At 50.4% G+C, this 18,977-nt stretch carries 18 protein-coding genes; 6 read left to right on the forward strand and 12 right to left on the reverse strand.

The features are described 5' to 3' along the window. Window positions 1-848 precede the first annotated feature (848 nt). The 5 genes from ACO2Q8_RS13145 to bshA form a co-directional block, all read right to left on the reverse strand. On the reverse strand, window positions 849-1,043 hold the full coding sequence (locus ACO2Q8_RS13145) for a hypothetical protein (protein ID WP_423345279.1): 195 nt from the start codon (window positions 1,041-1,043) through the stop codon (window positions 849-851). A gap of 105 nt (window positions 1,044-1,148) precedes the next feature. Next, a complete protein-coding gene (locus ACO2Q8_RS13150) occupies window positions 1,149-2,513 on the reverse strand; it encodes a nucleotide disphospho-sugar-binding domain-containing protein (protein ID WP_423345280.1) in 1,365 nt (454 codons plus the stop codon). Beyond that, window positions 2,510-2,866: a hypothetical protein gene (locus ACO2Q8_RS13155; RefSeq protein ID WP_423345281.1), complete on the reverse strand. Its 357-nt coding sequence runs from the start codon at window positions 2,864-2,866 to the stop codon at window positions 2,510-2,512. Before ACO2Q8_RS13155 ends, ACO2Q8_RS13150 begins: the two co-directional genes overlap by 4 nt. A 200-nt stretch (window positions 2,867-3,066) precedes the next feature. After that, window positions 3,067-3,756, reverse strand: a complete 690-nt coding sequence (gene purQ / locus ACO2Q8_RS13160) for a phosphoribosylformylglycinamidine synthase subunit PurQ (RefSeq protein ID WP_423345282.1) — start codon at window positions 3,754-3,756, stop codon at window positions 3,067-3,069. A gap of 62 nt (window positions 3,757-3,818) precedes the next feature. Further along, a complete protein-coding gene (bshA, locus tag ACO2Q8_RS13165) occupies window positions 3,819-4,955 on the reverse strand; it encodes an N-acetyl-alpha-D-glucosaminyl L-malate synthase BshA (RefSeq protein WP_423345283.1) in 1,137 nt (378 codons plus the stop codon). A 192-nt stretch (window positions 4,956-5,147) separates the two neighbouring features. Here bshA and ACO2Q8_RS13170 point away from each other — a divergent pair, with 192 nt between their 5' ends. After that, window positions 5,148-6,047, forward strand: a complete 900-nt coding sequence (locus tag ACO2Q8_RS13170) for a geranylgeranylglycerol-phosphate geranylgeranyltransferase (protein ID WP_423345284.1) — start codon at window positions 5,148-5,150, stop codon at window positions 6,045-6,047. Between the two features lie 76 nt (window positions 6,048-6,123). Continuing rightward, window positions 6,124-6,825, forward strand: a complete 702-nt coding sequence (locus tag ACO2Q8_RS13175; RefSeq protein ID WP_423345285.1) for a hypothetical protein — start codon at window positions 6,124-6,126, stop codon at window positions 6,823-6,825. A 47-nt stretch (window positions 6,826-6,872) separates the two neighbouring features. On the opposite strand, the gene ACO2Q8_RS13180 is transcribed toward ACO2Q8_RS13175, so the two are convergent. After that, window positions 6,873-7,442 (reverse strand): hypothetical protein, encoded by a 570-nt coding sequence (locus ACO2Q8_RS13180; RefSeq protein WP_423345286.1) that lies wholly within the window; start codon window positions 7,440-7,442, stop codon window positions 6,873-6,875. Window positions 7,443-7,611: 169 nt separating this feature from the next. Here ACO2Q8_RS13180 and ACO2Q8_RS13185 point away from each other — a divergent pair, with 169 nt between their 5' ends. From ACO2Q8_RS13185 to ACO2Q8_RS13200, 4 genes are all read left to right on the forward strand, one after another. Continuing rightward, the gene (locus ACO2Q8_RS13185) at window positions 7,612-7,992 is read left to right on the forward strand and encodes a MerC domain-containing protein (protein WP_423345287.1); all 381 of its coding nucleotides are present in this window, start codon (window positions 7,612-7,614) and stop codon (window positions 7,990-7,992) included. Between the two features lie 264 nt (window positions 7,993-8,256). Continuing rightward, entirely contained in the window at window positions 8,257-9,276 is a 1,020-nt protein-coding gene (locus ACO2Q8_RS13190; RefSeq protein WP_423345288.1) for a Gfo/Idh/MocA family protein, read from the forward strand. Between the two features lie 59 nt (window positions 9,277-9,335). Beyond that, window positions 9,336-10,577, forward strand: a complete 1,242-nt coding sequence (nagA, locus tag ACO2Q8_RS13195; RefSeq protein WP_423345289.1) for an N-acetylglucosamine-6-phosphate deacetylase — start codon at window positions 9,336-9,338, stop codon at window positions 10,575-10,577. A gap of 10 nt (window positions 10,578-10,587) precedes the next feature. Next, on the forward strand, window positions 10,588-11,355 hold the full coding sequence (locus tag ACO2Q8_RS13200) for a glucosamine-6-phosphate deaminase (protein WP_423345290.1): 768 nt from the start codon (window positions 10,588-10,590) through the stop codon (window positions 11,353-11,355). A 93-nt stretch (window positions 11,356-11,448) separates the two neighbouring features. On the opposite strand, the gene ACO2Q8_RS13205 is transcribed toward ACO2Q8_RS13200, so the two are convergent. The 6 genes from ACO2Q8_RS13205 to ACO2Q8_RS13230 form a co-directional block, all read right to left on the reverse strand. Next, window positions 11,449-11,862, reverse strand: coding sequence for a hypothetical protein (locus ACO2Q8_RS13205; RefSeq protein ID WP_423345291.1), 414 nt, complete (start codon window positions 11,860-11,862; stop codon window positions 11,449-11,451). A 234-nt stretch (window positions 11,863-12,096) separates the two neighbouring features. Continuing rightward, on the reverse strand, window positions 12,097-12,999 hold the full coding sequence (locus tag ACO2Q8_RS13210; RefSeq protein ID WP_423345292.1) for a helix-turn-helix domain-containing protein: 903 nt from the start codon (window positions 12,997-12,999) through the stop codon (window positions 12,097-12,099). Between the two features lie 18 nt (window positions 13,000-13,017). Next, window positions 13,018-14,292: an MFS transporter gene (locus ACO2Q8_RS13215; protein ID WP_423345293.1), complete on the reverse strand. Its 1,275-nt coding sequence runs from the start codon at window positions 14,290-14,292 to the stop codon at window positions 13,018-13,020. A 134-nt stretch (window positions 14,293-14,426) separates the two neighbouring features. After that, window positions 14,427-16,826 carry a TonB-dependent receptor gene (locus tag ACO2Q8_RS13220; protein WP_423345294.1) on the reverse strand — a complete coding sequence of 800 codons (2,400 nt, stop codon included), beginning with the start codon at window positions 16,824-16,826 and terminating at the stop codon, window positions 14,427-14,429. Between the two features lie 326 nt (window positions 16,827-17,152). Next, the gene (locus tag ACO2Q8_RS13225) at window positions 17,153-17,983 is read right to left on the reverse strand and encodes an NAD-dependent epimerase/dehydratase family protein (RefSeq protein ID WP_423345295.1); all 831 of its coding nucleotides are present in this window, start codon (window positions 17,981-17,983) and stop codon (window positions 17,153-17,155) included. A 71-nt stretch (window positions 17,984-18,054) separates the two neighbouring features. Beyond that, window positions 18,055-18,909 carry an AraC family transcriptional regulator gene (locus ACO2Q8_RS13230; protein WP_423345296.1) on the reverse strand — a complete coding sequence of 285 codons (855 nt, stop codon included), beginning with the start codon at window positions 18,907-18,909 and terminating at the stop codon, window positions 18,055-18,057. Window positions 18,910-18,977: the final 68 nt, after the last annotated feature.

The following is an 18,977-nucleotide window of genomic DNA, read 5'->3' on the forward strand; positions in this document are numbered from 1 at the left end:
CGCAACGCCCCCACTTAGGCTACCGCAACATGGGACGCAGGCCCATTGAAACCGTCGAGCAGTTTTGCACTCAGCAAACAAATATCAAAAGTAAGATTGTCAAACAAGAAAGTTAAGAGTACATTTTATTAAATACAATACCGGCACCATCGCATAACTCAACCATTCCCATTTCTTACCTTGATCGATCAACTCCTGAATACGCTCGTAGCTTAGCTGATCGGCGAGGCTATTGAAATAGAGTTGATCTGATACCAGAAAATAACTGAAGGCCCACTGAAGAAAAAAGGCTATTAAACAAAGTAAGAAGAATCGATATAAATTTGCTGACAATACCATCATATATACTGTTTATTTTACATATACATCGTTTAATTCTTTGTATTTCCACGCTCTATCTTATTTGATAAATAGACTGTAAGTATACCTATAAAGAATCCTAATATTGCCCATATGATATCTAGGCTATTTCCAAAAAAATAGGTATACTTTACTCCTGCTGGTAGATAAATAATTATAGAAATCACAATAAATACTATTCCTAGATATCTACTAATACCAATCCAAATGTTTTTCTTATTCATGGGTATAAATAATGCGATATTTGATAGGGCAGTTATTGGAAACTACCCTATCAAAAAATCAATATGATGTATCCCCGGCGAGACATAAGGCGGCTCCTACCACTACGGCTCCAATACCTACAGGTCCCAATACCCAACCAAAACTTAATGCAGTGCCAACACCTGCAGCCCAACCTACACAGAATGAACGTAAGCTACCACCAACATGTTGGCTCATTTGGTCATTTTCAATTGTTTTCATTGCTCCTTTGAATTTGGGAATAATTACAAATAAATTCTTTTGAGTAAAGAACCGGTACAAAAAGTTCCGATAGACGCTCCTATAAATCCCCAAGTTGCGTAAGCAATTGGAGCGGTGGTAAGCGCAGCTACTGTACCAACGCCTATTGCAAATCCACAGGCAGCATCTATGTCACCTCCTTGCAATTGCTCCAATTGTTGTATTTCTAGTCTTTTCATAATAATGAGATTTTTAAGTGAAAACATACTTCCATCAGCGCTGATGACCCAAACATCGCACTTCGCACTGCACTAAAAATGCAGTCGCAAAAAAATTAAAGAATTTTAAGCTTTTCTTTCACCAACTGCCGCAGAAAAGACACGGCTCTCATCAAAGTGCTCCAACTGGCCCCGTAAGTTTTCTAACGCCTGTTGGTAAGTTGGCTCAGTCAGCAGTTGCCTTATCTTCCGCTCCATGTCCAGCGAACGGTCTTTTCGCAGATCACCCATCAGTCCGCAACCGTGATAAACCAGCCGGGCCGTTTGTCCATTCTGATCCCAGGTATCGTTGAGCGGATAGGCCAGCATCGGTACCCCACCTAAAACTCCCTCCTGAATCGAATTGCCACCACCGTGCGTCACAAAGACATCGCAGTGCCGGAGCATATGCAGTTGCGGAACGCGCCCGTAAATCCAGCCGTTGGAGATACGCGCCGGGAAAGCGGTTTGCAATTCCGGGCCTACGGATGCAATAAGCCGCCAATTCGGGTGGCTGGCCACGGCTTCGATGAGCGTTTTATAAAAGCGCCTGAGTAAACGCGGTTTGGCATGAGCGTTCGAAACCGTACCCAGTGAAGCATAGACTATTCTCAGTTCCGGGTTCGCCGACTTCTCCTGCTCCAGTTGCTTTCGCATCGTTATGTAAGCAGGTGACAACTCCTCCACGCGGTCCGTGTCGACCATCAAGCCCAGGTATTGCTGAAACGAATGAATGGTTCGCTGCGGAAATTCAAACGCTTGCGGATACAGAATCCATTCCGGTACCTGATCGAACCCGGTGTGAAACGTTTTATCGCTTCGAATCCGATACCGATCCGGCACCTGATTTTGCCGAAATTTCTGCCGAATAATCCGGTGATTACTCCGCCCCAGGTATTTGATGGTCTGCCATCCCCATTTTAACCCTCGTAGCCGGTAATACTGACGCCAGGCTCCCCGAATCGACTCCGGCGTATCGACACCCGGAATCCGTCGGCTGGTCAGGGGTGGCGTATCCGCATCTTCGTAGACGGAGAGCATGGTTTGCAGGATCACCACCTTGACTTTTTTATCCTTGATGAAGGGATAGAGCGTAATAAAATCCGTGCTATAAAAGGCGTCAATGAAAATCCATTCCGGTTTGAACGTCTCAACTATCCGTTGTAAATCCGTAGATCGCATACGAAATGTTTTATCGGTAAACCGGTCGAGTAACGACTCCAGATAGGATTCTCTTTTTTCTTTGTGCGTCGCTTCTTCCACCCCGATTCCAAAGGGTAAGCTTTGTAACCAATGCACCGTAAACCCTTGCTGATGAACCTGCCGGGCTACTTCCGGCGTTCCCAGATACCCATACACGATTTGATACCCATTCGCTTGCAGTTGCCGGGCCAACTTAAAGGTAAGATTCAGGTGCCCATATGCTGGCACCATCAGGAACAGAGCAGTCATAATCCGGAGGTTAGGGTTAAAAGGTAAGGATGACCCCAAAAGGGCTTACAACCGCCAGTACCATAGTTCATTCCCCAATCCGACCCTCCCCCCGACAGCCTTCCCATCTGCTCAGCATCCAGTTTTCGCCTAAACTGAAAGACAATCTCGCCTTCTTCCGTGTAGTAATACGTCCGGCGAATGGGGCAATACGCCAGTGGCACGCCCAGGTCGTTGACCAACTCGTCGCGGATTTTGTACCAGGCCCGTTCACTAATGCCTAGTTTTTCGGCTAATTCTTTAGGAGAACCGGTTGCGCGTTTCCGAATCAGGTAATTCAGGGCTTCGTAGCGGTTGTGAAGTTTTGCAAGCATGGGATAAGAAACGTTTAGGATTGGTTGTCAGACGTTTCCTATCTGCCAAAAGTCACACCCTGCTGGTTATTTTTTTTGAAACGATGAGCAAACGGTTGGCTAGCTAAACCAACCAAGCAATTTGGTATCTTGAAAGGCATAAACCAAAAGGAGTCGGCCACAACGTGACCGACTCCTTTTGGTTGTTTTCAGACAGTTTTTTACACGAGCACCGCGTTCAGCAACTGCTCCAGAATCAGCCGTCCGTCGGTATTGCCCAGAAGCGGATCGGCGGCCCGTTCGGGGTGCGGCATCAGGCCGAAGACGTTTTTGCGCTCGTTGGCGACACCCGCAATGTTGTCGAGACTGCCGTTCGGGTTAGCTTCGTCCACGATGTTTCCGGCTTCGTCGCAATACCGGAAAATGACCTGGTCGTTATCGTTCAATCGCTTGAGGGTGTCGGCATCGGCAAAATACCGGCCTTCGCCGTGGGCGATGGGAATTTTATAGGCCTTATCGTCCAGTTCCGCCGTAATCAGGGCGCTTTTCGACTGCGGACGCAGGTAAATATTCTTGCAAACGTATTTCTGGTTCGTGTTCCGCAGCAGGACGCCCGGCACCAGCCGCGCTTCGGCCAGAATCTGAAAACCGTTGCAGATGCCCATCAGGTAACCGCCCCGCTCGGCGTGTTTGATGACCTCGTTCATGATCGGCGAAAACCGGGCGACGGCACCCGTGCGCAGGTAGTCTCCGTACGAAAAACCGCCGGGCAGAATGATGAAATCACAGCCTTGCAGGTCGTGATCTTTGTGCCAGAGTTTGACAACGTCCTGCTTGAGTTGGTCCCGCAGGGCGTGAACCGCGTCGTCGTCGCAATTGGAACCGGGGAATACTACTACACCGAATTTCATACGTCATTGATTTACGTACAAAAGTAACACTTCTCAGGCAGAAAGTTGGCGAAAATTTACATTCAAACCATCGCCCGGCTTTCCTGCACTACTTTTTCGTAATAGGCCTCGTACAGCGGCAGAATCTTTGAGATTTCAAACGCCTTGGCGCGTTCGAGGGCATTCCGTTTGAAAACCGGCAGGTTGTTGTCGTCCAGGATGAACAGGGCGTTTCTGACCATATCATCTACATCGCCGACGTTGCTCAGAAAACCGGTCACACCGTGGACGTTGAGTTCGGGCAAACCGCCCGCGTTCGACGTAATCAGTGGCACTTCGCAGGCCATCGCTTCCAGGGCCGCCAGCCCGAAACTTTCGTTTTCAGAAGGCATCAGGAATAGGTCGGCCACCGACAGCACTTCCTCGACGGCATCAAGTTTGCCCAAAAACCGCACATCACCGTAAATGCCCATGTCGCGGCACAGCTTCTCGATCCGAACCCGCTCGGGCCCATCGCCAGACAACAGCAACTTACTGGGAATCTGCTGGTTAATTTTATGAAAAACCTGCACCACGTCGTCAATGCGCTTCACCCGCCGGAAGTTCGACGTGTGCACGATCAGCTTTTCACCGTTGGGGCAAATGGCCATCTTGAAATGATCTTTCTTCTGCCGCTTGAAGCGTTCGAGGTCAATGAAGTTCGGAATGACCTCAATATCCCGGCGAATGGCAAACTGGTCCAGCGTTTCCTGCCGGAGATTTTCCGAAACCGCCGTGACACCGTCCGACTCGTTGATGCCGAACGTAACGACCGGTTCGTAGGAAGCATCTTTACCGACCAGGGTAATGTCCGTGCCGTGCAGTGTGGTAACAAACGGAACGTGCCGCCCCTGCGACCGCAGAATCATCTTCGCCATGTAAGCCGCCGACGCGTGCGGAATTGCATAATGGACGTGCAGCAAATCCAGCTTTTCGTACTGCACCACGTTGACCATCGCGCTGGAAAGCGCTGACTCATAGGGCGGAAACTGGAACAACGGGTACGTGGGTATATTTACTTCATGGTAAAAAACATTTTCGTTGAAAAAGTCCAACCGGGGCGGTTGCTGGTAGGTGATAAAGTGAATTTTATGACCGGCTTTGGCCAGGGCTTTGCCCAGTTCAGTCGCGACAACACCACTTCCCCCGAACGTCGGGTAACATACGATGCCAATTTTCATAAATCAGATGTGTGATTGAGGGACTGAAAAACCGAAGGAGTGATGGATAATTTCATTACGCCTTCGCCCCTTCAGTCATTTCCCATAACATCAATTGCGGCCAATTGTGTTCACGGATTGGAAGCTGCAGAGAAAGATTTTAATGGCAACCCGGATTCACGTATCTTTGACTAACTGAATGTCTCTCTGGCCATGAACCCAAACGTTCGGAGCAGTTCGGCCCGTACGGGTACTCCGCCTTTTCATGTTTTTGTGTTGGGATTCCTGCGGTTGATCCGGGTGCAAAACCTGCTGATCATCGTGGCTACGCAGTATTTTGCCCGCGTCACGCTCATTGGCCCGCGCGACAACTGGCCCAGCCTGCTGCTGGACACCAAGCTCTTTTTGCTCTCGCTTTCAACGGTTTGCATTGCCGCAGCCGGGTACATCATCAACGATTATTTCGACATCAAGATCGATATTGTCAACAAACCGGAGCGGGTCATCATCGGGCGGTATCTGAAACGGCAGATTGCGATGGGCGCTCATCAGGCCCTGAATTTTCTGGGCGTCCTCATCGGTTTTTACCTGAGCAAATGGATTTTCGTGGTCAACGTGCTGTCGGTCACGCTGCTCTGGTTTTACTCCTCCAAATTCAAACGCGAACCGTTCATCGGCAACTTCGTCGTGGCCTTCCTGACGGCTCTGGCCCTGATCGTGCTGGCGGTTTACTACCGAAAGCAGGTTGATTTACTGCTGATTTACGCCCTGTTCTCGTTTGTCATCACGCTGGTCCGCGAGATCATCAAAGACATGGAAGACGTGAAGGGCGACGCCCGCTTCGGCTGCCGGACGCTGCCCATCATCTGGGGATTGCGCCGAACCAAACAGGTGTTATACGGCATCATTGCCGCGTTCATCCTTTCGCTGTTTGCCATCGCGTACCTGCTCGGGAATGAACAGTTATTCTGGATGTTCGTGATTCTGCTGATCCCGATTGCCTGGCTAGTCTACCGGCTGTTCCGGGCCGATACCAAACGGGATTTTTCCTACCTCAGTTCGCTCTGCAAACTGATCATGCTCATCGGCGTTGTCAGCATGGCCTGGGTTTAACTTCCGCTTACTCAGTTGTTTGCTTCGAATGGCCGAAAAGTATTTACCTTTCGAATGCAATTTTTTCTCTCTAAATATGAAAACACTTTTTCTTCTCTTATGCCTGGGATTCCTTACCCGGGCAGACCACTCACAGGAATGTCTGGGAATCAAATTTAAAGCGGGTGCCAGCTACGAAATGCTTTCCTACAACGCCAAAGACAAGCCCGTCGGACGGCTGGTGTACACCGTCAAAGACGTTAAAACCGAGGGCGGATCGACCCTGATCAATGTGGTGATGCAGTCATTCGATGAGAAAGGAAAACCGGCTCCGGAAATGAATATCAAGTATAGCTGCACCGGCAATGAACTGATCGCCGATCTGTCGGGCTCGATGCTCTCGGCCTACGAAGCCATGAAGGACATGGAAGTCCGGGTCAAGTCCAACAAACTGATTTACCCCAAGCAATATACCGCAGGCGCCAAACTGCCCGACGGCGAACTGATCGCGGAGACGTACAACAAGGACACCAAAATGATGGACATGGATCTTCAGGTGGTCAACCGGCAGGTCGAAGGCCAGGAGAGCCTGACCACGCCCGCCGGAACGTTCAGTGTGTATAAAATCAGTTCGGACATGAACATGACCAACCGCACAATGGGCATTCCAATCCGGGTTTCGTTCCGGACGGTCAGCTACCGAGCCAGCGATGTGCTGTTCGACATCAAAAGCGAAACCTACAACAAAAACGGCAAACTGAAAGTCTATTCGGTTTTAAACAAACTGAGCGGCCAGTAAATCCGGCCGCTCAGGATCGCTTCGTTCTTCTATCGTCGGTTTGGCGCTTACTGAACCGTCAGATCAAAGTTCAGGTCAACATCATTGCTCCCCGGCGTAGCCGTCCCGTCTTTGGTTCCGGGCTGGTGGCGAAGCTGCACACGCAGTTTTCCGGTCGCAGCAGCATTCGTTTTCAGGGTACCTTCCAGCCCGATGGGCAGGTTATTGGCATCCTTGTCGCCGTAGGTATACGTGGCCAGCGTGGCCGGATTGGGCGTAAAAACAAACAGATGTTCGTCGCTTTCTTCTTCCACTTCCTCCGTCATATCGACGGCCGGATTCTTACTTTCGTCCAGTAACTCGACGCTCAGGTTGTAGGTCGTGTTTGGCTTAAGCGTAATCCGGTCAAATTTCGTCGGAGCCTGCCCGCCTTCGCCGTCGGCATCGCGGTAGGAAAAGGTTTGTGTCGTGGTCGTTCCCTGCTCCGTAAATTTCAGGTTGACCGTCGTGATTAGTTCGTTTTCATCCGCCGGTTCGGGGTCATCCGCGTTATCGTTGCAGCCCGTAAACAACGCCATCAACGTTCCCAGCATCAGTACCCAACTCAATTGCCGCGTAGCTTTTACCTTGCTTTCCATATAATTCATCGTTTGCAGACGAAAACCGCCTGAATAGTTGCATCAAGGTTGCAAAATTAGAAGGTCGCAACAAGGTTGCAAAAATTAATGCAACTTTATTGCAACTATTTTTGTCTCCTACCAAACCAACCCTTTATTTTGTCGGTTGTAAGAGACAAAGCCACGGCGTATGAAACTGGACGTATTGAACAAAAGAGCGGATTATATCGGAATTAGCGGATCTGTTTTATGCATCATCCATTGCCTGATTACCCCTGTTTTGCTGGTTTCCTCCTCTTTTCTGGCCAACGATACGGTTCGCGTTGGTTTTTTAAGCCTTGATTACCTGTTCATTGGGGTTAATATCCTGGCGGTTTACTTTGCTACCCGGCATTTCACAACGCCCGCGATCAAAATCGGTTTATGGTTTTTCCTGAGCGTTTTTGCCGTTGCCATCCTGTTGGAAGATGTCAACGAATCGTTTGAATACCTGGGCTACGCAGCGTCCCTCGGGTTGGTAACGACCCACCTGGTCAACATCCGGCTGCACCGGCTGCGGCACTCGCATTAACATTCTTCATCTAGCGGCAGTGGCAACCAGAAAACCGGTGACCAAACTGTGCGAACGCAATGTAGCACGGACCGCTGGTCCGTGGAAGGCTTGATTAACCAAGCTGTACGAACAGTTGGCACGCACATTAGCTTTAAGCGGTTTTCCTTCCAAACAGATACCCAAATCAAAAAATAAGCAAATTACTTGCATTACTAAATTTTGCTTCCGATTTTTCGGGTACGTACACGATTCTACTCTACCCTCCTCTTGATAAAATATTCTATGCCTAATACCCTTAACCGCCGAAACTTCTCGTTACTTACGGCAGCAACCGGCCTGGGCGCTTACCTGCTCCCATTGGCCGGTTTTAGTCCCCGGCGTTCGGAGCCGGTTGCCGGGAAACGGGTGGGCATTATCGGCCTCGACACCTCGCACAGCATCGCCTTCACCAAAGAACTCAACAGCCCGACGCCCAACCCCGACTGGGCAGGCTACCGCGTGGTGGCAGCCTATCCGAAGGGAAGCAACGATATCGAGAGTAGTGTCAAACGCATTCCGGGGTACATCGAGGAAGTCAAAAAAATGGGGGTTGAAATCACCGACTCGCTGGAATCCCTGCTTGGTAAAGTCGATGTGGTGCTGCTCGAAACCAACGATGGTCGGCTGCACCGCGAGCAGGCGCTGAAAGTGTTTGCAACCGGCAAACGCGTGTTTATCGACAAGCCCATTGCCGCTTCCCTGACCGACGCCATCGCTATTTTTGAAGCCGCCAAAAAGAAGGGGCTCACCACCTTTTCGGCTTCGTCGTTACGCTACATCAAAGGCCTTCAGGGACTTGACAAAAGCCAGGTCGTCGGTGCCGACACCTTCAGCCCGGCGGTTCTGGAAAAAACACACCCCGATCTGTTCTGGTACGGCGTCCACGGCGTCGAAACGCTGTATACCGTGATGGGGCCGGGTTGTCAGAGCGTCGTGCGGGTGCATACGCCCGATACCGACGTGGTGGTCGGCACCTGGAGCGACGGGCGCGTGGGCACTTTCCGGGGCACCCGGACCGGCAAGCACGAATACGGCGGAACGGTTTATACCAAAAACGGAAATGTGACGCTGGGCCCGTACGGCGGCTATAACCCATTGCTGAAAGACATTATTCAGTACTTCGAAACCGGCGAAACACCCGTCAAACCCGAAGAAACGCTGGAAATCTTCGCCTTTATGGAAGCCGCCGACGAGAGCAAACGCCGGGGTGGCGCAGCGGTCACGCTGGAAAGTGTGATGAAAAAAGCGCAAAAAGCCCTGTAAGTCCGCCGGATTTCGTTCATTTAATTCCAGGCTCCAACGATTCGCCAAACCGCCTTCTCATGACCCACCCCGGCAACGGGCCGCAACGCCTTAAAATCACCAACGGCCGCATCCTGACGCCCTACCGGCTGCTTTCGTACGGAACGGTTTTGATTACCGGCAGTACCATTACGGAAATCAGCGAGCGCGACATCGAGGTGCCGAATGCCCTGGTCCTGGATGCGGGTGGCGCGTACATATCGCCCGGTTTTATCGATTTGCACGTCCACGGCGGAGGAGGTCACGACTTCATGGACGGCAGTGAAGAGGCTTTTTTGCGAATTGCCGAAACGCATGCACACTACGGAACCACCGCGCTGGTGCCGACCACGCTGACCAGCAGCCAGGAGGGCCTTTTCAACACCCTGGGTCTGTACGAGCAGGCCAACCGCCGGAATACGGCGGGCGCCCGGTTTTTGGGCATGCACCTGGAAGGGCCCTATTTTGCCATGAGCCAGCGGGGGGCGCAGGACCCGCGTTACATCCGTGATCCCGATCCGGCCGAATACCAGGAAGTGCTCGAACGCTCGTCGTCGGTAACGCGCTGGAGTGCGGCTCCCGAATTGAACGGAGCACTGGCCTTCGGGCGGTTTTTGCGCTCGAAAGGGGTGCTGGCGGCTGTCGCGCATACCGACGCCGTGTACGACGAAGTGCTGGCCGCCGTCGAGAACGGCTATTCGCTGGCCACGCACCTGTACAGTGGCATGTCGGGCGTCAGCCGCCGAAACGGTTTTCGGTATGCCGGTGTCGTTGAAAGCGCTTATCTGCTCGACGAGATGGACGTGGAACTGATTGCCGACGGCATTCACCTGCCCGCTCCGCTGCTGAAACTCGCCTATAAAATTAAAGGCCCCGACCGAGCCGCCCTGATTACGGATGCCATGCGTGCCGCCGGGATGCCGCCCGGCATGAGCAGGCTGGGCAGTCTGCACGACGGCATCGACGTGATTATCGAAGACGGTGTGGCCAAACTCCCCGACCGGCAATCGTTTGCGGGCAGTGTGGCCACCGCCGACCGGCTGGTTCGGACCGTCACCACCCTGGCCGATATTCCGCTGCCGGACGCCATTCGGATGATCAGCAGCACGCCCGCGCGCATCATGGGCGTGGCCGACCGGAAAGGCGTGCTAGCCCCCGGAAAAGACGCCGATATTGTGATTTTCGATGCCGACATTGCCGTCCAACTGACGATGGTGGAAGGGCGGATCGTTTACCAGCGCGACACCATATCGGTTCTGCAAAACCAATCGCACGACTCCTAACTTCCCACGAATGCTTAGTTCATCCCAAACGAACCAACTGACCGTACGCCGGTTTCCGACCCGGGCGCTGCTGGGTGAGCAGGCCGCCCAAGCTGCCAGCGAACGGATTCGCAGCCTGCTGGCCGAACGCGAAACCATCAGCATCATCTTTGCCGCAGCGCCTTCCCAAAACGAATTTCTGGCCGCGCTGGCTCCGGAAACAGCCATTGACTGGAGTCGAATCCATGCCTTTCACATGGACGAATACGTCCAATTACCGGACGAGGCTCCGCAACGCTTCGGCAACTTTCTGAAAGAGCGGCTTTTCGACCGTGTCCCGTTCCGGTCGGTCAATTACCTGAACGGCAACGCGCCCGACCTGGCGGCTGAGTGTGAGCGGTATAGCAGCCTTCTGCGCCAGTACCCGGTCGACATCGTTTGCATGGGCATCGGCGAGAACGGCCACATTGCCTTCAACGATCCGCACGTCGCGGATTTCAACGACCCGGTTTGGGTGAAAGTGGTGGACCTCGACCCGGTTTGCCGTCAGCAACAGGTCAACGACGGCTGCTTCGACCAGCTTGCGGCCGTTCCGACCCACGCCTTGACCCTGACGATTCCGGCACTGATGCAGGCACCCCATATTTTCTGCATGGTGCCCGGCATCAACAAGGCTTCGGCGGTTTTTCACACGCTGCACTCGCCCGTGAGCGAAACGCACCCGTCGACCATCCTGCGGCTGCACGAAGCCGCCACTTTATTCATTGACGACAAGAGCGCTTCCCAACTTCCGCAGTGAGTACTCCGTAAAAAACAGATTATAGTTTATGGTCTATAGTTCACGGAATCAACTAGCTGATTATAAACTATAAAAAGCTAGTTTTTCTCGATATTAATAAGGCGAAATTTTGATCTTTATTTTTTTAATCTCAGAAATTAATTTTTCTTTATTCGAGGGGTCATACTTCGGAAATAAAAGATGATAAATAGTTGCTAAACTATCGGATGGACAATACCCAGACTGTATTTTTTTATTTTTTGTTGTTCGAGTCAAAACATCCTGAAATAACCATTCCTGTCTTAAATCAAGAAATGTATTTTGGATAACCGCAGCATCTTTATTACCAAGCACCTCTTTAGTTAAATTCAACAAAAGCACATCAATTTTCCTCAAATTTTCATAATACTTTTCTTCCTGTACAATAGCTTTATTGCAAAACTCTTTATTATTATCTTGAGTTTTACATTTACTTACACAATATAAATATACAGGCAGTAAAGCAATAGATTGCTTCGACAATTTCATATCTTTCTGCGTCGTCAATAGAAGGTTGGCAACTTGAATCGAAAAGATTTTTAACAATTTTGCACTTACTGAGCCTAATAACCCCGGCCGGTTTTTACGGGGTTATATTCTGTTAACTCCGTAGATTATGGTTTGAACCCTAATGCTCTTAGAAGCGTTGTGGTGGATAAATCAAATAGCCTCTAATCAGTACATAGAGTAATTTAACCCGTTAATGACGCTGTGAGATTATGATTAATTGAAGGAGTCTCTGAATTCCATTGGAGTGAGTTTGGTTTTTGCCTTGAACAGCTTGCTAAACGATTGCAAATGCTCGAATCCCAGTCCATAAGCAATCTCACTAACGGACATTTCGGTTAACGATAATTTTTCTTTTGCTTTAGCAATTAATTTTTCATGAATGTGTTGCTGGGTTGTCAGGCCTGTCAGTTGTTTCAGCATACTTCCCAGGTATTTACTGGAGATATTCAGGTTGTCGGAGATGTACTGAACTGTCGGTAATCCTTTTAGGGCTAAATCATCGCTATTGAAGTAATCCGAAAGCAGTTTATCCAATCGGTCTAATAGTTGATGATTCGTTATTTTCCTTGTTATAAATTGACGTTGATAAAAACGTTCCGCATAATTCAGAAACGTTTCAAGATGCGAAATAATAATATCCTGGCTGAATTGATCAATATTTGAATTGCACTCCAGCTTGATATTTTCGCCTATTGCATTAATGATCGCTTCTTCTTTTTGCGAAAGAAACAAGGCTTCATTCACAGCATACCCAAAGTAGTCATACTTCTTTATTTTTTTTGCAAGCGGGGTACCCCAAAAGAAATCAGGATGTACCAGCAATATCCAACCGACAGGCCGGGTATCGGAGTCATGATCCTGACCACTTATGATTTGGTTGGGTGCCACGAATGACATTACACCTTCGTCGAAATCATATTTTTGTTGTCCATAGGATAGCGTATTGCAGTTTCTCTTGATGGAGATCATATAGAAATCAAGAACTACACTAATATTCGGCACACTTTTGATTTCGCTGGTTTCTATGATGCTGATGAACGGATGTGATGGTGGCGGCAATTCCCGCAGTTTATGAGCCTGGGATATGGTACTAACTCTTATAGGTGGCTTATTCATCTTGTTAAGGATTAAAATTTATATAGATTGATACGCGGCTACCCTTCTGCTCACAACGAAGCAGGCAGTCGCCGTAAGCAGACTGAAAACCGGTGTTACGAACAGGCCGGCTTGTAAACCATTTTCAACACCTTTTGCGGTTGCAGCATCACTGATCATTCCCACCAAAAGTGGGGATAACGTTGCCGAAAACAGCCCTGAGCCCAACATCAACAGCCCTGAAGCCAGGGCTTGGTTTCCGGCCCCCGCGATCAGGTGCCCGGCTCCGAAACCGTATGGCAGCAGGAATGCAAATGAAAACATCGCGGGCACAAACAGGGCAATCGATAGCCAGCTTACGGGTACGAACAGTGCCGCCAGAGTTGTGGTGGCCGACAGGCCAAAAATAAGGGCGGGTGGGTTCAACAACGTGTCGGAGCCCCGGTTTACAGCCCTATCGAACAATCTGCCGCCAAGAAGTGTCCCTGCAATCCCCATCAATCCCTGCAAGAGCCCGAATGAAATACCGACTTCGCTCGCCGTAAGCCCGTGTGTCCTGATCAGGAAAGGAGCGGCAAACGCGTAAAATGGCGCGGATGCAAATCCCAGTAAATTAGTGGCGATGAATAACCAAAGGAACGCCGGTTTTGCCAACAGTTTTCGGGCAGATCTATAAAAGTTTTCACCTGCCTCCCGTTTCATCACGCTGTTCTTTTCGGTAAAAAGTATCACCAGCATCACGACCACCACACCGAAAGCACCTGCCCCAAAAAGCGCCTTGCGCCAGCCAATATGGTCGCTTGCCCATCCGCCAAGGGCAAATCCCACCATCGTACCCAGCGGAATACCCATCGCGAATAAGCCGATGGCACGCCCACGGAGTTGTTCCGGAATTTTGTAGACGATCAGGGCGTGACTGGCGGGTGTCCCTCCGGCTTCCCCAAGAGCGACCCCAATGCGTGAAAGCGCCAGAGCCGTAAATCCGGTCGCTAAACCGCCCAAACCGGTCATGGCGCTCCAAATCAGGATACACCCCACCAAAACCTGCCTGGCCCAGCCTTTGTCCGACAACCGTGCAAGCGGCAGAGAAGCCAGTGAATAACTAAGCGAAAAGGCCATGCCCGTAATGAGCCCAAGCTGCGTATCACTCAACCCCAAATCCGCTTTGATGGACTCGGCCAGAATAAAGGGCAAAATCCGGTCTACCTGACTGAAAATGCTTACCAACACCAGCGTTAGCAACAGTGCGGTTCTGCGCCAGCCATCAACCCACTGGCTTTCTCCGATTGGACGTGATGCGACTTCACGGTTCATCGTAATTTTCTCATGGCTGTGTGGTAAAGCCTGCTTATTTCAATTTCTGGCATTCTCGGTGTCCAAATTTAAGCAGGGAATCTGGCGTAATTTGGCTCATTATAGGCTTATTACAAAACCTGTCCAATGAGGTGTTATAATTCAACCCTTACGCCGAAGGTGGGAAATATCCCTAGTCCGATATTCGATATTCTGCCCGTTTCGGGAACGAATTGCTCGGAGTTGATATTAAACCGGTTGCTGACGTTGACCAAATCGACAAAGGCGGAAAAAGTGCCCCATGCTCTTTGTACATTGTAATCCGCTCGTAAGTCCAGACTGATAAAGTCCGGTAACCTTTCGCCATTTACGGCGGTTATTTCCTGCGAATACCGCATCATGCTGGGATCATTCAGCACGTTGGAATGAACGATAAACCGGTCCGTTGGTCGCCCTGTGCTGTAGCGAAACTTCCCGGAAAAGACCCACTTGTTGCTGGGCTTGTAGCTCCCTAACAAACTGATGGTGTGCGGAATGTTGAAAATGTAATTGTATTCGCCTAACCCATCCTGGTCATCCCTTTTACTTTCCATATAGGAGTAGCTTATTTGCCCGTAATAATTTTTAGACAACCGTTTTGTCAGGCTTATATCTGCGCCGTAGGCATAGCCGGTTCCATTGTTGGTTAAATAGCTTTGTGACCGGTTGGGTTGCACGACCACATCGTCAAATTGCTTGTGCCAACCTTCGGCCACCAATTTTAAATCGCTCGAAAATTGGATTTTGTAGCCAAGAATGGATTGAATAGAGCGTTCATTTTTAAGTTTGTTAGCCGCATGCTGCCCGGCAACATCCGAGTAAGCTGCATCCTGGTAGTAGATGCCACTGGCAAAATTCAAACTGTGCCGGTCGCTCAAGGCAATGCTGCCGCTCAGTCGTGGTGATAGCGTATGCTGTTGGGTAAAACCGGTATAATCATACCGTAGGCTGGGATTCAGGGTAAACCGATCCGTGATCCGCCAGGAAGCCGTGAGGTACCCTGATCCGTTAAAGGCCCTGTCATCAAAAGCTGAGTTAAAAAGGGAGGGATCTAACACTTGATAATAGCGCGCCGGGTTGGTGCGGATGTCTCTGGTGCGGAATGTATACACCGTGTCAGTGCGGCTCAGACTTCTTTCGTAATCCAAACCGATTACCATCGCATCGATCCCGGCCGTCAGTGTCAGCTTATCGAAACGCCGGGTGTAGATGGAACGGTACCCAAATTCCTGTTGGTTGTTTTTGATACGCCTTAGATTCGGTTCGTACGTACCATAACTTGGGTCAATAATAACGCCCTCAGGGTCAAGCGATGGATTGAACCTGCCAAAATTGTTGTCGACAGTGGATGCCCGGTAATAGAGCACATTTTTTAAATAGCTGCTGGAACTGATCAGCGTTCGCAAGTTAAGGCCTACAACCGTTTTGCTATCCCGGTGATTCCAGAGGATGTTCCGGCCGCTATTGTCGTCGTTGATATTGATTCCGGCTTCCAGATCATCCCTGGTTTTACTGGTTCTTTCGGGATTATACATGGCAATAACCGAAAGTTTGTTCTTCGCATTGAGTTGTGTGGTGGTCTTTAAGATGTAATCGCCGAAGGAAATCGTTGATGGGGCTACACCCAAAAGATTGACAAGCATGGCAAAGTTTTGATACCGGCCAGAGGCAAATACACTTGTTTTTGGAGATATGGGACCGTCTGCGATCAGGGTCGCGCCCAGCAAATCGAACTGCCCGCTGAATGACCAGGTTTCTTTATTCCCTTCCTTGACGCCAAGATTCAGCAATGAGGATGATCGCCGTCCGTTGACCGCGTCAAAACCGCCGTTTTGAAACTGCACGTTATCGATGATCCGCGGTGCGAAAATACTGAATCGTCCTCCGTTTGGATCGTTAAAACCCGAGTTAAACCCCTCGGCCTCCAAGTGCGAGAGATTGAACATCGGTATGTCATCCACCATATAGATGTTGTCCTGCGTGCCTTGCCCCCGTGCGGCAATGGCTGAAAATTGGGAACCACTGCTGACAACGCCCGGCAAACTGGAGAGCGCCCGCATAATATCACCCTGCGCACCGGGATTTCTGAAAATTTCTTCTCTTGAATAGGAGTAGGCAGAAACCGGGGTGAGTGGATTGACTTCTCCTTTGAACGCGCTGATGGTGACTTCATTGAGCGAAGAGGCATCTTCCAGCAGCTCAATTTCGGAGTAGTAGGTTTTATTGGATGTGATGAGGATCTCCGTGATGTTTTTTGTCTGAAAACTGATACTGGATATCGTTACGGAATGCGTACCCGTGGGAATGTTGCGGATGATGAATACGCCGTTCGTATCCGTTGAAGCTCCGAGTTGGGTGTTGTCGATGCGGATACTGGCCCCTATAATTGGCTGTTTGGTCGATTGCTCCAGAATTTTCCCTTTGAATTCGCCGGTTGTCTGTGCCGCAGTAAGCGCACTCACCAGGCACAGGGACAGCAAGAGGATAAGGCTGTTTAAACTGTTTTTTACTTCCATTTTTCGGCTCTTTGTTGGTAATGCAAAGTTGCAACCGCTTTAGAAGACGGATTTAGCCGAAAGTCGGAATGTTTTAGCCAAAAGGGAAGGTATTTGAGAGGGGCGGTTTTGACGGCACCCCGAAGTTGCCTAATTTCCAAGGCTTCGCAGCACCGCACTCGCCAGAAAATACGGCAAAATTTGAAAACCTAGCCAGACCATCAGGATAACAACGCCTGTATTTTTCAGCAAGCACCTGACGTTCAAAGCAGGGTTTTGCGAGAGAAGAACAGAACTATCAGGCATTTACAGGGTTGCTGTCCTTTCTCGCAAAACCCGCTTCAACCCTACAGTATTTGTTCCTGCACGGCCTGATAGACCGTCCTGACCGTTGGCTGGAAGCCGAGACGGCGAGCCAGTGAACCATCACTGTGGAGGTACCAGGGGTTCATAAGCGGCTCGGAGGAGGATTCCAACTGCTCACCGACCAAGTGGGCTAATTCGTACACCGACACCGGCGCTTCATCGGAGATATTGACAACACGACCGTCCAGCGCACCGGACAGGGCCAGGTTCATCGCGGTGGCGATGTCGCGGTGATGGATGGTACTGATTTTCATAGCGGGATGCCAGTTGGCCGCTTTCACATGCTTCGGTAGCGACTCCAGATGCCCGTCTCCGTCACCGTAGACAAAAGGAAAACGTAAAATCGACCAATTGAGGCCACTTTCGCGCACTTCCTTCTCAGCCGCAACCTTACTGGCAGGGTAGGGATGTTGCGGTTCGACCACGTCGTCCTCACGGCCCGGATGCGGATTGTTGGTAGCGTAGACGTGGGTCGTACTGGCTAGGATGAAACGTGCGTCGGGCGCATGGGCCGTGGCCGCAGCAATCAGGTTGCGCGTACCTTCGAGATTGCTTTTCCAGATCAAATCAGTGTCCGTGCTGCGAAACACGGCTGCCAGGTGAATAACCGCCGACACATCCCTGACCGCCTTGGTGAGTGAAGCCGGATCAAACAGATCGCCTTCTACGACCTTCACCCCGGCCGGAACGTCTTTGCCCCCGCGCACCAGCGCACAGCAGTCAAAACCCGCTTCCACAAGACGCGGCAGAAGACGAGCTCCGACAAGTCCGGTTACACCCGTCACCAGTATTTTACCCAATGCGTTGTTCATGACTTTAAAAGTTAGTAATGAACAAAGCTCGTTAGCGCGCCGTAAACCCAGCCGGACGAAAGCCGACGCGTTCAGGACAAATCCTGAAAAAACTCGGCGACGGTTTTACCGGTTACCTTTTTAAACAAGCGGGAAAAGTAATCAGGATCATTGAAGCCGAGTTCAAAAGCCAGTTCCTTGACCGAAGACCGCTCGCCGTAGTACATCCGGCGTCTGGCTTCCAGGATCAGACGATTCGTCACAAATTCTTTCGGCGAGAGTCCCGAATACTGTTTAACCAACTGATACAAACTATCCGTACTGAGGGCAAGCTCCTGGGCAATATCCTTAATGGCCGGGTGGTCGGTCAGGTTGTTTTCGACAAATAATTTGAACCCGATGTATTTGGTCAGTCGGTCATCGGCCGGTTTTCGCGCCCCGGCAAAATAAGCCGCATTAATTTCCGTCAGGAGACTGTTTAAATGGGCTAAGATGAGTTCAGGCTCCGTATCCGAAGCCGTTAATAACCCCTGAAGGAGTCCAAAAATCGCCTGAACCCGACTCGCTGCCACCGGTGAAAACTGTATTTTTTGCTGATTGAGCGGATTCAGCAGGAACGGAAATTGCCGGGGTAATCGGGACAGGCATTCGTCATCAAAGCCCAATTTATAATAATTGTCCCCGTGCACAGCCAGATCCAATTGTTGAATCTGGTGCGGCAGGGAGAAAAGTAACTCATGCGTTCCAACGTCGAAGGTTTCCCCATCAACGCCATACCGAACAGAGCCATCCAGGACAAACAGCAGGAAATAATAGGGTAAGCGGTGGGTGGGTCCGTAGTTGGCTATGGCCTCCGGAGACACGCGACCAAAATTCGGCGAAACGATCCGAATGGGCAGTTGGTTATTCTGGCTAAAATCCTCCGGTAACGAATTGGGACTGGGCATGCTCGCGACTACCTAACCGTATTGTATCCAAAATTACATTCCTTACCCGGAAAAGAAAATGCGGAAGT

It is taken from the genome of Larkinella sp. VNQ87, assembly GCF_049445795.1.
GTDB lineage: Bacteria > Bacteroidota > Bacteroidia > Cytophagales > Spirosomataceae > Larkinella.